We start from the raw sequence: 14,941 nt of genomic DNA on the forward strand, positions 1-14,941 counted from the left end.
TCCTAGTCTTTAACTGCCTTTGTTGGATTTAGGTAAAATTACGTTGAGTATAATGCCTGCTAATGCCGCTAATGCCATGCCTTCTATTTGCAAGTTAATACCTGTACTTTTTAAATCCAGCATTAAATTACCAATGCCAATTACTAGTATCACAGATGCGATAACTAAATTACGATTTTGTGCAAAGTCGATTTCACTTTCTACTAACATTCTCAAGCCACTTGATGCGATGATTCCAAACAAGAGTATGGAAACACCACCCATAACTGGTGTCGGTATTGATGAAATAATTGCTGTAAATTTACCTACAAAACCTAGTACTATTGCAATAACTGCTGCACCACCAATAACATAAATGCTATAAATTTTTGTTATTGCCAGTACTCCAATGTTCTCACCATATGTTGTACTTGGTGGCCCGCCAATAATACTAGCAAACATTGTCGATACACCGTCGCCGATAATTGATTTATCTAAGCCAGGATCTTTAAGAAGTTTTTACCTACAATTTTATTAATTACCATTTGATGGCCAATATGTTCACTCACAGTGACAAAGACAATCGGTATCATAATAAGGATTAAGCCTAAGTGAAATGTAGGTGTATAATCTTTGAATGGTAAATAAATATCAGGAATCGCAAACCACTTTGCTTGCGCAATGGGTGCAAAATTAACAATTCCCATAAATGCCGCTACTACATAACCAGTCACAATTCCTATTAAGACAGGAATGAGTGATAAAAAGCCTTTGAAATAACCTTGGACCACGACGGTAACTACAAGCGTAATCATTGCTACTATTAAATAATTTAAGTTATAGCCCTCCATAGCATTCGAATTTTCAAACATCGCCATATTTACTGCTGTAGGAGCTAAACTTAATCCAATGACCATAATTACAGGACCAACTACTACAGGTGGGAGCAAATTCATTAACCAGTTGGTACCACTGATTTTGATAAATAGGCCTATAATGACGTACATTACCCCACTCATGAACAAAGCAACTAACATGTCTCCTAAATTGTGTGCTTTTAAACCCGAAATGATTGGAGTAATAAAAGCAAAACTAGATCCTAAATAAGCCGGGATCTTTGCTTGTGTTATTAAGATATATAATAATGTGCCAACTCCTGAAGCAATTAACGCTGCTGATATTGGCAATCCGGTTAAGAACGGGACAAGTACTGTTGCTCCAAACATTGCAAAGAGGTGCTGTGTACTTAAAAACGCCCACTTTCCTAATTTTGGCCTATCTCGTACATCTAACACTGGTTTAGCTGTACGTTCAAACATCATGTCATTTTCCATTTTTAATTCGCTTCCCTTCAAAAAAACTCTTTACATGAATTCATGTAAAGAGACGTCAAAGGTATACAAAGTAATTTAAATAGCGTTTAACTGCCAACAGTTATACCTATACTAAATTTTGTTTGTATCAAGTGAGCCGCAACTTAATCGCGACTCACTTCCTTTTCCAGTCTCTCGTACTGAATTAAAAGGTCTATTTAATTATTACTGCATTTTGCTCATCGATTTCATCTACAAATACTTCTACATCTTCATGACGTGCAGTAGGTATATTCTTGCCAACAAAATCTGCTCTTATTGGCAGTTCACGATGCCCTCGATCAACTAAGGTTGCTAGACCAATTTTTTTAGGTCGAGCATGTTTAAGTACTGCGTCTAATGATGCTCTCACAGTTCGGCCTGTGTATAATACATCATCAATTATAATTACTACTTTATTCGTAATATCCACGTCAATTTCATATGACTTTTCAGTCATAGTCGTTGAAACTTGTTCTAAGTCATCTCGAAATTGCGTAATATCAATTGTACCAGTGGGAACTTGTATATTTTCAATTGAGTTAATTTTTTGTTGTATGCGGTTTGCTAAAAAAGCACCACGTGTTTTAATTCCAAGTAATATTAGATTATCTGTGCCTTTATTGTATTCTAATATTTCATGTGCAATTCGTGTTACTGTTCTTTGTATCGCAGCCTCATCCATAATAACTCGTTCTGCCATGTTATATACTCGCCTCCTCGTGTTTTCAAAAATAACTAGCGCTTCAATGATACAAAAAAACCTCACATCTTCATTGAAGACATGAGATTTAGATATACAGTCTGACACGCGAACGCTGGACGGCTTACCCGCCGGTAGCTCTTTCTTCACGTAGTCCACTACAAAAGTATGATAACTCCTGTAATATATAGAATATTATGCTCTATTCCAACTATATTTTCATATCTTCGAAGCCTCTCTGGACTTTCAATTAAAGATGAACGTTTTCTTTTTCAACTGTCATTAGTTTAACCCACTAGTTATTTTAAGTCAAGCGACTATATTAGAATTCTAATTATTCAAGTTAATTTTCACGCTGTAGATACTACTGTTAATTAAGATTCTACTTCTTCTAATTCAGTTAAAATTTCATTAAAATATTGTGGCAATGGTGCTTCTTGCTCAATGTATTCTTTTGTTATCGGATGCTCAAAACCAATAACTCCAGCGTGTAATGCTTGTCCACCAATATCCATCGTTTTTCTAGGACCGTATTTAGTGTCGCCAACAAGCGGGAAACCAATATATTTCATATGCACACGTATTTGATGTGTACGTCCTGTTTCCAATTGACATTCTACTAAAGTATAATTTTTAAAATGCTTTTTGACATTGAAATGTGTGACCGCTTCTTTTCCGTCGTCTACAACATCCATTGCTTGACGATCATTTTTATTACGACCAATTGGTGCATCTACAGTACCGTAATCATGTGGAATATTGCCATGTACTAAAGCTGTATATTTACGTGTCACTGATTTATCTACGAGTTGGTCTACTAAGCCTCGATGAGCAATATCATTTTTAGCGACCATTAATAAACCAGATGTATCTTTATCTATTCGGTGAACAATTCCAGGACGAACCTCGCCATTGATACCTGATAAATTTTTCATCTGATACATCAACCCATTTACTAGAGTTCCTGTATAATGACCAGCTGAAGGATGCACTACCATACCTTTAGGTTTATAGACTATCGCAACATCATCATCTTCATAATAAATATCTAAGTCTAAATTTTCTGGTTGTATGTCTGCCTCTACGACTTCTTTTTCAGTTACTTCAATTGTATCATTCGTCTTCACTTTATAATTTGATTTAACCTCTTTACCATTAACACTAATAAGCCCATCCTTAATCCAATCTTGCATTTGTGTGCGTGACCAATCAGCATTAAATTCAGGTAATACTTTATCTATACGTTGCCCGGCTGATGCTGGACTATCTATAACAAATTCATGTCTATCCATATTAATAATACTCCTATCATTCCTTATTTATATCTGTTAATAGAGCTATAATAATCAAAATAACTCCTATTGTTAAACTAGAATCAGCCACGTTAAAAATTGGAAAATCATACCCTAAAATATAAGTATCTATAAAATCTACCACTTCTCCATGTAGCACACGATCAATAAAATTCCCTAAAGCGCCAGCAAATAATAAACTTAGTGCAAGTTGCATAAACAAATTATGTTTGGCTTCTCGTATATAGAACACTATCAACACAACTAAAATAATAACTGTAACAACATAGAAAAAGCCCATTTTCCCACTTAAAATGCCCCAAGCTGCTCCGTCATTACGATGTGAAGTAATATTTAAAAATCCTGGCAATACTTCTACTGAATCACCTATCTTCATTGAAGTGGCAATAATATACTTCGTTAACTGATCAATAATAATTATTAAAAAAGTAACTGTTAACGATAATCCAACATAATACTGACGTTTCATGATCGTTCCTCCTATTTCACCTTGCTGTACAACATCTTTCATTATAGCTTACTCGTTAGTATAAAAAAAGTTCGAGTTGTCACAACACAATTAATTATTTTTCAAAAATCTACTTATGTAGATGTTGTAAAATGATAAGTATTGCTAAAACACATTTTACATAGCTAGTGTGAACCAACTAATTAACAGTTGCTAACTATACTACATGACCATATTTTCATTCTGATATTCTTAAATAACACTAAAGTGAAACACAGTATCAACAGCTCATTTTCATGTTGTCATTTTACCTTTAGCTGATTAAACCTGTACAATATCCCATCAGGACCTTGTAATTGCTTATGAGTTGTTTGAGGATTATGCATATCAATACACGCTAAACCATATGTTTGCTCATTGTTCATACGTTTAATATGAGAATTCCAATTATTTAATACTAAATGTTGTTGCTGATTACTATTTTCAAAATATAAAGCGTCTTCTGTTTCTCTAATCATTGCGCTCATACCAAAATAATCTTGATAATATTGCTTAACAGCATTTATACCTATAGTTTTGATATTAACATAGCCAATTTTAGCTAAATCTGGTATATGTTGCCACTGTTCCTGTGAAACATGTATCATAAGTTGTGAAACATCAATTGGCTGGATGCCATGGTTATGTTCTTTTTCATTGGTACTAATTGGCTTAATATTTTGATTTGCAACATAAAACTCTAACCCGTTATGTTCAGGGTCTTCTATATATAAGGAAGTTGCAAATCTATGCTCTCCACCATTCATTGGAATATGATATTGATTTAGCTGTACTAGTAAATCCGCAAGTTCACTATATGAGGACAGTTCAATGGCTAAATGAAATAAACCTGCTTCTGATTGCAAAGGTTCTCTACCTGCTGCAAGTTGTTTAAATATAATAAAATGATTGTGTTGGCCTATCTCATAACGTACTTCAGTATATGATTCATTTACTATATTTAAGCCCAGAACTTCTCCATAAAACCATTTCATCAAAGCCTTATCTCGAACATTTAAAGTAATGCCATTAATAAAATGGTCTTTTACGTTTTCAGACATATGAAACACCTTTCTACAAATCTATTTCATTAATTATACTTTATTCATTTATAATGACAAAATAAAAAAAACTGAGGACGCTATAGAAACCAAATAACAATCATTTGATTTCATATACGCGTCCCCATTAACATTGATTGCATTGTTCACAGTGCAAAATATCAACCTATTGTGCACCTAAACAATCACTTTCGTCGTTATATATGTTACATAAGCTATTTATCAGTCATTCATTTTTAGTTTGTACAGTTTTAAATTAAAGTTTTCACAACTTCTTGACAACGTGGACAGAGATTTTCTAATTCTCCTACGTTACCTAATTCTGTACTATAATTCCAACAACGTTCACATTTTTCACCTTCAGCATGTTCGATGCGAATATCACCGTAAGGGTATGATGTACCGTTGTCAACTTGGTCTACTACTTCTGCTTGAGAAGTAATAAACAATTGTTCAAGATCCGTAAATTGATTTAGGAATGAAGTCACATCAAATTGGGCATTATTACCAATAATAACTTTAGCCTCTAACGATTTACCAATAACTTTGTCATTTCGTGCCACTTCTAACGCACGGTTCACATCATCGCGTAATTTCATAAAAGTATTCCATTTTTCTAATATTTCATGGTTTACTTCTACTACTTCAGGCATACGCGTTAAATGTACGCTTTCTTCTTTAACGTGAGGAATATGTGACCATACTTCTTCAGCTGTATGCGCTAAAATTGGTGCTAACAATTTCGTCATGTCGACAATAATTTGATATAGCACTGTTTGCATACTACGACGTTTATGTGCATCTTGAGCTTCAATATATAAAATATCTTTACCATAATCTAAATAGAAGTTACTTAGTTCAACGTTGATAAAGTTTTGTACTTCTTGATAGATATCTAGATAATCAAAGTTGTCATAATGCTCAATTGTACTAGCTGTAAATTCACGTAAACGGTTGAGTAAATACTGATCAATTTCTAATAATTCTGTTTCTGGTAATGCATCCGTTTCAGGATTAAAATCATTCACATTACCTAACATAAATCTTAGCGTATTTCTAATTTTACGATAAACGTCAGAAGTTTGTTTTAAAATTTCATCAGAAATACGAACGTCTGCCAAGTAATCAACACTACTTACCCATAAACGAGCAATATCCGCGCCTTTTTGTTTTACAATTTGATCTGGCACTATCGTATTTCCTAATGATTTACTCATTTTTTTACCTTCACCATCCATAACGAATCCATGGGATAGCAACATTTTGTATGGTGATTGTGCTCTTGTAGCAACTGCTGTAGTGATTGATGAATTAAACCAACCACGATATTGGTCACTACCTTCAAGATATAAATCTGCCGGGAATGATAGTTCTGGTCTAGCTTCTAATACGCCACGATGTGAAGAACCAGAATCAAACCACACATCCATAATATCCGTTTCTTTAGTAAATGTGCCATTAGGGCTACCTTCATGTGTAAAACCTTCTGGAAGTAAATCTTTAGCTTCACGCTCAAACCATACATTTGAACCATATTGTTCTACTAAATCAGCCACATGATTAACTGTCTGTGTTGTGATTACAGGTTCGCCATTTTCTGCATAAAATACAGGTAATGGTACACCCCAAACACGTTGACGTGAGATTACCCATTCACCACGATCACGAATCATATTGTAAATTCTTGTTTTACCCCAATCAACTTTGAAGTGTGTATCTTCAACAGCTGCCAAAATGTCTGAGCGCACTTTATCAATAGATGCAAACCACTGAGGCGTAGCACGGAAAATAACTGGTTTCTTCGTACGCCAGTCATGTGGATAACTATGAGTGATAAATTCTAATTTTAATAATGCATGCTTCTCTTTCAATAGATCTGTAATTTCTTTGTTAGCTTTATCATAAAATAAGCCTTCAAATTGTCCAGCTTCTTCAGTGAAAACACCTTTATCATTAACTGGGCTAATAACAGGTAGATTATATTTTTGTCCGACAATATAGTCATCTTCACCGTGACCAGGTGCTGTATGAACACATCCTGTACCAGCATCTGTTGTAACATGCGTACCATTAATTACTACAGAAGTGCGATCCATAAATGGATGTTGTGCTTCAACATATTCTAATTCAGAACCTCTAAACTCTTTTTCTAACTCAATCTCATTTTCATCCCACTCAAGTTGGTTCACAACGTCTGAGATTAAATCTTTCCCAACAATGTACTTCTCACCATTAACTTTATATTGAGCATAAGTTAAATCAGGATGCACTGTAATTGCAACATTTGAAGGCAATGTCCATGGTGTAGTTGTCCAAATAATAAATTTTGCATCATTATCTACAATGCCTTTACCACCTTTCACATCAAACGCTACATATATAGAAGCTGAACGTTTATCATGATATTCAATTTCGGCTTCTGCTAATGATGACTCACTTGAAGGTGACCAATAAACAGGTTTTTTACCTTTATAAATTAGTCCTTTATCTGCCATTTCACCGAATAAACGTAACTGAGCAGCTTCATATTCTGGTTTTAAAGTAATATATGGATTATTAAAGTCACCTTTAATACCAAGACGTTTAAAGTCTTTTTTCTGTAATTCAATTTGTTCTAATGCGAATGCTTCACATTTTTTTCTGAAGTCAGAAATAGACATTTCTTTACGTTTAACACCTTTTTTCGCAAGTGCTTGTTCAATAGGTAAACCATGAGTATCCCATCCTGGCACATATGGTGTATAGAAACCTTGCATTGTTTTATATCTAGTAATGATATCCTTTAAAATTTTATTTAATGCATGGCCCATATGCAAGCTACCATTAGCGTACGGTGGTCCATCATGTAGAATATATGAAGGATTTCCTTCATTTTGTTGTAATGCTTTTTGGTATATATTTTGTTGATCCCATTGCTCTTGAATTTTCGGCTCTTTATTCGGCAAACCGCCACGCATTGGAAAAGCCGTTTTAGGCATCAATAATGTTTCTTTATAATCCATTTTCTTCACTCCTCATATTCACTTTAAATTTTAGAACTAAAAAAGAACTCTAAGTTCAATTAACAGGGACGATTTAACCGCGTTACCACCCTGATTAACTCAACTTAGAGTTCTCTCGTTATAATTATGAAACTGTGCCATATAGTGATATAAACAACCGGTATATATTAGGCTCACACTATCCCTAATTCGCTGTGATATACGTATGGTTATTTACGCGTCTATATAGTATTTGTAATTATTTAGATTCACTATCTGATGATTGATTATTATTATCTTGTGCCGCTTTTTGAGCTTTTTCAGCTTCTGTTAAATCATTATCATGCAAATGGTTAATATTTTCTTCTGTAACTTGTTCTGAATCCAAATCGTAGTTTAATAAATAGTCCCAATCTTCATTTTTTAATAAATCCAATTGCGCTTCAACTAGCATACGGAAACGAGATCTAAATATTTTAGATTGTCTCTTCATATCTTCTGTTTGGAATGACAAACGACGTGCCTTTTCAATAGCATCATTAACAATTTGATTTGCTTGTCCTTGTGCTTTTGATATTGTTGCTTCTGCTTCTTTCGTAGCTGCTGCTTTTGTTTCTTCACCAGCATGTTGTGCTTGCACTAAAGCGTCACTTACAGATTGATGTACTTCTTTATAAGAATTAATATTAGTTTCTTTATCATCGATGACTTTTTCTAATTGTTGTTTATCTTCTTTTAATCGTTCTATTTCATTACTTAATTGTTCTAAATAACTTTCAACTTCAGTAGGTTCTAAACCATTTTTCACACGTGTAAATGTTTTATTTTTAATTTCATTTGGTGTAAAAGGCATGGGATATCCTCCTTCTATACTACACTATTTTAGTTAATTCAAAAATATGTGTCTACCATTTCTTTCAATATTTTATTGTGTTTTTAAGACACTTTTATTATACATTATTTAAAAAGAGTTTTGTAACTGATGCGTACTTTATCTTTTTTTGTTTTGCCGCCGATTTCGACAACGACCGCTCTGCCATATCCTTGAATTGATAGTAAATCTTCTTGTGCTAATTGAAAATCACTAGCATCAATTATAGTATGATTCACTTTGACTCTCTTCTTATCAATAAGTTGTTTGGCTATAGTTCTAGATTTACGAATCATTTCTTTAAGTACGACATCCAATCGTAAACCACTCACCGTTGTTTCAAAATATTTCCATTGCTCATTAGATTGTATCATATTTGTCAGTGGAATAGTATTAAGTTTTACTGTAGCACCTTTGATACGCGTAAGTTCTAATATAATATAAGATTCTAGTTGTTTTGTCAAAACAAACTGTATACGCTCATTGACAATGATATCACCTAATTGTTCACGTTCTATTCCCAATGACATTATAGTGCCTAAGATGTGTTGATGTTGTAACGTTACAAACTTTTGCGGGTAGTCAATCTCGATTAGCACAATATCAAAATCGTCTGCATTAGGTTCAAAATAAGTAGGTGCAATAATGGCACGTTGTCTTTCTGCTTGATTGCCACCATAAAAATGAACATCTAAATCTTCAAAGCTTCCCACGATGACTTTTAAAATATACTGCCCTCTCGGATCTAAGAAATGTGTTAATACAGGCGCATATTGTTCGTTTGCTTGTTGGCATTTATCGAGTAACATATCGATAATTGCCCGTTCCTCTTGTCGAAAATGTTGATAAATATCTATTTTAGTTCACCCCTAACAACGATATAAAGCACCTAACGTCTTAAACGACAGGTGCTTTAACATTACTAAATATCTAATATGTACTTCGTTTGAACGTTAAGCCAAATTACTAATGATTAAGTTAAATATATTGGCTAAACCTCTTTGAAATAGTACAAGTGCTATAATAGCTACAATTGATGAAATATCAATAAAACCGATTGGTGGGATGATTTTCCTAAAAGGCTCTAAAAATGGTTCGTATATTTTTGATAAAAATTGGCCAAATTTATTTTCTCTAGCATTAGGAATCCATGACATAAAGAAATAGACAATCATTCCGTAATAATATATTTGTACTACGATTAATATAAAATTAAAAATAGTAGCTAAAAGTCCAATATCCATAATTTTCTAACCTCTATTCACCTTGTTCCATATTTTCAATATGGTCCGTAATACTACCAGCTACTTCTACATTATCTGGTGTACATAAAAAGATGTCTGAGCCGACACGTTGAATGTCTCCACCAATTGCATATACCGTACCACTTAAGAAATCGATGATACGTTTTGCAGACACCTTATCAATACGTTGTAAATTCACAAGAGTAGCTCGGCGATTTTTAAGTTCATCAGCTATATCTTGAGTGTCTGAAAAAACACGTGGCTCAAATAAACACATTTTTGAACTTTCTTGTAAATAATTGTGATTACCTTGGTCTTGATTCATATTAACAACATTCCTTGTATTGTTTTTCGGTGAATTGTGGTTCACTTGATATTTACGTTCATTTGACCCATTTTGCTGTCTTGAAGATTGTTTTTTAGGCACTGATTGAATTGCACGTGCGCTTTCTGTATTGTCATATTTAGGTTGTTGTGCTTGTTCATTAAAGTTAGTCTGAGCCTGTGCTTGCTTTTGTTGTCGTTGATTCTCGTTTTCTTCTACTGGTGGCGCCTCTAATTCTTCATCCTCTTCTTCAACTACGAAAAATCCGTTAAATAAGTCCTTTAAAGCCATCGGGCTCACTCCTCTTTTCCTACAAGTTTAGTCCCAATTCGCACAAATGACGCACCTGCTTCTGCTGCAAGTTGATAGTCATTACTCATTCCCATTGATAATTCTGTACAGGGCGCATATGATAAATTGAGCGCTTGAATTTCTGATTGTTTCTCTTTTAATGTGTTAAATAACTGTCTAATGTAGTCAACATCACCTGTTAGAGGTGCCATTGTCATTAAACCAACAACTTCTATATTGTCATATTCTTTAATAGCCTCGATAAAATCATTAATTTCATTGATAGTTATGCCTTGTTTAGATTCTTCCTCGGAGACATTAACTTGAACAAAACATTTTACTTTATGCTCTGCTCGTTTTTGAATTTCTTTAGCTAATTTCAAACGATCTAACGCATGAAAATAATCCACTTGATTAATAACTTCTTTTACTTTTCGTGTTTGAAGTGTACCAATAAAATGAAATACTGCGTCGTCAGGTAAAGCATTTTGTTTCGCTAGAAAACCTTCAACACGGTTTTCTCCAAAGTGTCTTAAGCCTGCATCGTAAGCTTCATTAGCACGGTCTATTGTAACATATTTTGTAACAGCAATCACGTTAGGTTGTGTGGAAATTCCTGCTTTCTTTATTGATGTATCTAATTCAGTTTTTATTTTGTCATAATTTTGTTGTACATTCACTGTATTACACCTCTTAATTTACTGTCCAATAAATGCTAACATCCGACCAGTTTTTCCTTGTTCAACTCTATACGAGAAAAACAATGATAAGTCTTCAGAAGTTGCATAATTAGTAATATAAATATTAGCTTCTGGGACGCCAGCATGCATTAATAATAATTTGTTCGCTTGTTTCAAATCGATACCATATCGATCTTCAGCTCTAAACTCGATATAATCTTCACTTGGGATAGCTAAAGTATCAAATTTTGATTTAATATCTTCATTAATTTCATATGAATTTGAGGTAGCAGGCCCAATGACTATCGATAATTCTTGTAAATCAAAATCAATCTTTTTAATTAATTCAATAACGATTTCGCTCACTGTACCTCTCCAACCAGCATGCGCTAACGCAATAAAGTTGTTTTTTGCACTATAAAAGTAAATAGGTACACAATCAGCATAACACATCGTCAGTAAGACATCCGAATCATATGAATACATAGCATCAATACCATGTAATGCATCTGTTAATTCATCAATATTAGTACCGCGCTGTGACTGTGTAATATGTGCGACACGATTTTCATGTGTTTGAATTGGAAAGACCCATTGTTCACGTGGATAGTTGATAATTTCTGCTAATTGTCGTTGATGTTGCGTCACATTATTTTGATCATCATCAATATATCTGGCCATATTAAAGGCATTTTGAGGGTATGGACTGATTCCTTGTTCTCTAGTGGTAATACCAAGAGTGATATTGTCGATATTTTGCGATTTATACAATAAAACATGATTATACTTTTCAAATTTTTCCGTCATGTTTCAGTCCTCCAAATGATTAATCACTATGTTTTATTAAATACATAGTATTCAGTTGTCTAACTATATGAAAAATGTCACCAGATCTCTGGATCTGATGACATTATAAAATGGTTAAGTTGATTCTAATTCCCTACCATTATTAACAGATAATCACAGTAATAACTTTAATTATCTTCTTGTTCTTCTAGAACGTCTTTCTTCTCTATTTCTGATGAAGCTTGGGATGTCATCTTCTTTTGTTGTATGACTTCTACCTTCACTTGATGACTCAGAAGATTGTGTTGATTGTGATGATTGAGCTGAGTTAGAAGCAAATGAATCATCTTTTGCTGAGCTAGTAGCACTTGAACCAAATCCAGTATTAGAAGCTTTACGTGCTTGAACTGATGGTTTGTCTTCGAAACCAGTAGCAATAACAGTAACTACAATTTCATCTTGTAATTCAGGATTAATAACTGTACCGAAAATCATATTCACATCTTCATCCGCTGCATCTTGTACAATATCAGCTGCTTCTTGTGCTTCGAATAATGATAGTGATTCGCCACCAGTAATATTCATTAACACACCTTGAGCGCCTACAATTGAAGTTTCAAGTAATGGTGAAGAAATAGCTTTTTTAGCTGCTTCAACTGCGCGATTTTCGCCAGAAGAAACACCAATACCCATTAATGCTGAACCTTGGTTAGACATGATTGTTTTAACGTCTGCAAAGTCAAGGTTTACTTCACCTGATACAGCGATTAGATCAGAAATACCTTGAACACCTTGTCGTAGTACGTTATCTGCTTCTTTAAAGGCTTCCATCATTGGTGTTGATTTATCAACGATGTCTAATAAACGGTCGTTTGGAATTACGATTAATGTATCGACAGCAGCTTTCATAGATTCAACGCCTGCTGCAGCTTGTGTTTGACGTTTACGTCCTTCGAAACCGAATGGACGAGTTACAACACCTACTGTTAACGATCCCATTTCTTTAGCAATTTTAGCTACAACTGGAGCAGCACCAGTACCTGTACCGCCACCCATACCAGCAGTAACGAATACCATGTCAGCACCTTGAATCGCGTCTTCAATTTGTTCGCGTGATTCTTCAGCAGCTTTTTTACCAATTTCAGGGTTAGCACCAGCGCCTAAACCACGAGTTAACTTTTCACCAATTTGAATCTTAGATTCTGCTTTTGATAAGTTTAATGCTTGTCCGTCTGTGTTAATTGAAATAAATTCAACGTTATTCATTCCATGGTCAATCATACGGTTTACAGCGTTATTACCGCCGCCCCCTACACCGATGACTTTTATTGTCGCTAAATGATTAAATCCTTGTTCAAATTCTAACATTTATATTTCCTCCTAGTTTTAATGGCCAATTAATCGAATAGAGATTTCATCAATTTTTTAAATTTACCTTCTTCTTTTTGTTCAGGCTCATGATTTTTGTTTTCGTATTCGTATGTATCGTCATTTTCAGTTGTACTATGTGACGATTCTGATGTTGTCGTTGTACTTGGTTCATCAGATACATATGATGGTTCATCATCTTGCTTGTTTGATTTTTTCTTAAACCAATCAAAACCATTTGATTTGGAAGCACTTTCTCTATTATCAGACTCGATTACTTCTTCTTCGAAATCTTCACTATCATGATTACTAATTGTAACATAATCTAATAATTCGTCGAAAGTAATGCTACTAGAAATAGTTGAAATTGCTGAAGAAAATTCAGGTTTTCTGATTCCCATTTGTGATGGTGTATGAATTCTAACTTTTTCACTTACCATGTCTTGTAGTAATTCTTTGACGCCGAGTAAGTTTGCAGAACCACCAGTGACAATGAAACCACCATTTACATTTGTTAATCCTAATTCTTGTAAAACATCAAATACACTAAAGAAGATATCTTCCATACGTGCTTCGATAACATCAGCTAAATCTTTTTGTGTATATTGGACGTCTTCTTCACTATCGATTTGGTCAACACTAAATACATCTTGATCTGAAGCTGAGTCAAAAAAAGCATGTCCGTATTGATGTTTGATTTTTTCAGCTGTTTCATGAGTTGTATTAAATGCTTCCGCAATATCTTCTGTGATGTCTCTTCCTGCCATTTGAACAGAGTCAGCATCAACAAGTTCGCCGCGCTCATAAAAGGCAATCTGTGTAATATCCTCACCGACATCAATTATACACGCGCCAAGCTCTTTTTCAGTTGCTGATAATACAGAGCCGTAATTATAAGCATCAGAATAAACATCTAATACATCGACTCCACATGACTCTACGCATTTAATCATATTAATTAAAATTGATTGTTGGATTGCGATTACGCCAGCTTCGACTTTAAGTGAATGTCTTGCAATTAATTCCTTAGGGTCAGAAACTTCATTATCACCATCTACAACAAATTTAATTGGAAAAGCGGTAATCACTTCTGTCTCAGGGACATCATTTTTTTCTCTAATGCCTTCTAATACAGACTCAATGTGCTCTCCTGTTAATTCAGTATCTTCATAAAATTCAATTTCATTAGCTTCATCATAAACTTCAGTACCGACAATCGGTAATTTTAGAAATACTTCTTTAATATCTACACCAGAAGCAATTGAGGCTTTTTTTATTGTATCTTTAATCGCTTGCTTAGCGATGTCAAAATCATCAATTAAGCCATTCTTAATACCGCTTGTGTAGGTTTGTCCTGTACCTATCACATTAATACCATTGTGAAATTTTTCGCCTACAATTGTTTTTACGCTTGATGAACCTATATCTATACTTACATAATAATGTTCCTCCATAGATAGGCACCTCCTGACAGTTACTTTCTATTTTACACTATGTTTA

General features: G+C 34.1%; 13 protein-coding genes and 1 pseudogene. All 14 read right to left on the reverse strand.

Going from position 1 to position 14,941, the window contains the following annotated elements:
* Positions 1-9: 9 nt before the first annotated feature.
* The 14 genes and pseudogenes from JVU85_RS03335 to ftsA all read right to left on the reverse strand — a co-directional run bounded on the left by JVU85_RS03335 (position 10) and on the right by ftsA (position 14,895).
* Positions 10-1,313, reverse strand: a pseudogene (locus JVU85_RS03335) (uracil-xanthine permease family protein).
* Between the two features lie 193 nt (positions 1,314-1,506).
* Positions 1,507-2,034 (reverse strand): bifunctional pyr operon transcriptional regulator/uracil phosphoribosyltransferase PyrR, encoded by a 528-nt coding sequence (gene pyrR, locus JVU85_RS03340; RefSeq protein WP_002510924.1) that lies wholly within the window; start codon positions 2,032-2,034, stop codon positions 1,507-1,509.
* 374 nt (positions 2,035-2,408) lie between these two features.
* Positions 2,409-3,326 carry an RluA family pseudouridine synthase gene (locus tag JVU85_RS03345; protein ID WP_204172083.1) on the reverse strand — a complete coding sequence of 306 codons (918 nt, stop codon included), beginning with the start codon at positions 3,324-3,326 and terminating at the stop codon, positions 2,409-2,411.
* Between the two features lie 16 nt (positions 3,327-3,342).
* A complete protein-coding gene (lspA, locus tag JVU85_RS03350) occupies positions 3,343-3,816 on the reverse strand; it encodes a signal peptidase II (protein ID WP_002510922.1) in 474 nt (157 codons plus the stop codon).
* 281 nt (positions 3,817-4,097) lie between these two features.
* Complete coding sequence (locus tag JVU85_RS03355; protein WP_204172084.1) at positions 4,098-4,895, reverse strand: VOC family protein; 798 nt, start codon at positions 4,893-4,895, stop codon at positions 4,098-4,100.
* Between the two features lie 251 nt (positions 4,896-5,146).
* A complete protein-coding gene (gene ileS / locus JVU85_RS03360; protein WP_204172085.1) occupies positions 5,147-7,897 on the reverse strand; it encodes an isoleucine--tRNA ligase in 2,751 nt (916 codons plus the stop codon).
* A gap of 238 nt (positions 7,898-8,135) precedes the next feature.
* Positions 8,136-8,729, reverse strand: coding sequence for a DivIVA domain-containing protein (locus tag JVU85_RS03365; protein WP_002510918.1), 594 nt, complete (start codon positions 8,727-8,729; stop codon positions 8,136-8,138).
* A 104-nt stretch (positions 8,730-8,833) separates the two neighbouring features.
* Positions 8,834-9,556, reverse strand: a complete 723-nt coding sequence (locus JVU85_RS03370) for a YlmH family RNA-binding protein (RefSeq protein WP_021458924.1) — start codon at positions 9,554-9,556, stop codon at positions 8,834-8,836.
* A 144-nt stretch (positions 9,557-9,700) separates the two neighbouring features.
* Positions 9,701-9,991, reverse strand: a complete 291-nt coding sequence (locus JVU85_RS03375; protein ID WP_002510916.1) for a YggT family protein — start codon at positions 9,989-9,991, stop codon at positions 9,701-9,703.
* 13 nt (positions 9,992-10,004) lie between these two features.
* Positions 10,005-10,607, reverse strand: coding sequence for a cell division protein SepF (locus JVU85_RS03380; protein WP_021458925.1), 603 nt, complete (start codon positions 10,605-10,607; stop codon positions 10,005-10,007).
* Between the two features lie 5 nt (positions 10,608-10,612).
* Complete coding sequence (locus JVU85_RS03385; protein ID WP_103387966.1) at positions 10,613-11,287, reverse strand: YggS family pyridoxal phosphate-dependent enzyme; 675 nt, start codon at positions 11,285-11,287, stop codon at positions 10,613-10,615.
* A gap of 18 nt (positions 11,288-11,305) precedes the next feature.
* The gene (gene pgeF / locus JVU85_RS03390; RefSeq protein ID WP_204172086.1) at positions 11,306-12,094 is read right to left on the reverse strand and encodes a peptidoglycan editing factor PgeF; all 789 of its coding nucleotides are present in this window, start codon (positions 12,092-12,094) and stop codon (positions 11,306-11,308) included.
* Between the two features lie 171 nt (positions 12,095-12,265).
* Entirely contained in the window at positions 12,266-13,441 is a 1,176-nt protein-coding gene (gene ftsZ, locus JVU85_RS03395) for a cell division protein FtsZ (RefSeq protein ID WP_002510912.1), read from the reverse strand.
* Between the two features lie 29 nt (positions 13,442-13,470).
* A complete protein-coding gene (ftsA, locus tag JVU85_RS03400; RefSeq protein ID WP_002510911.1) occupies positions 13,471-14,895 on the reverse strand; it encodes a cell division protein FtsA in 1,425 nt (474 codons plus the stop codon).
* Between the last annotated feature and the right edge of the window lie 46 nt (positions 14,896-14,941).

The sequence above is a fragment of the Staphylococcus sp. GDY8P72P genome, assembly GCF_016890655.1.
GTDB lineage: Bacteria > Bacillota > Bacilli > Staphylococcales > Staphylococcaceae > Staphylococcus > Staphylococcus arlettae.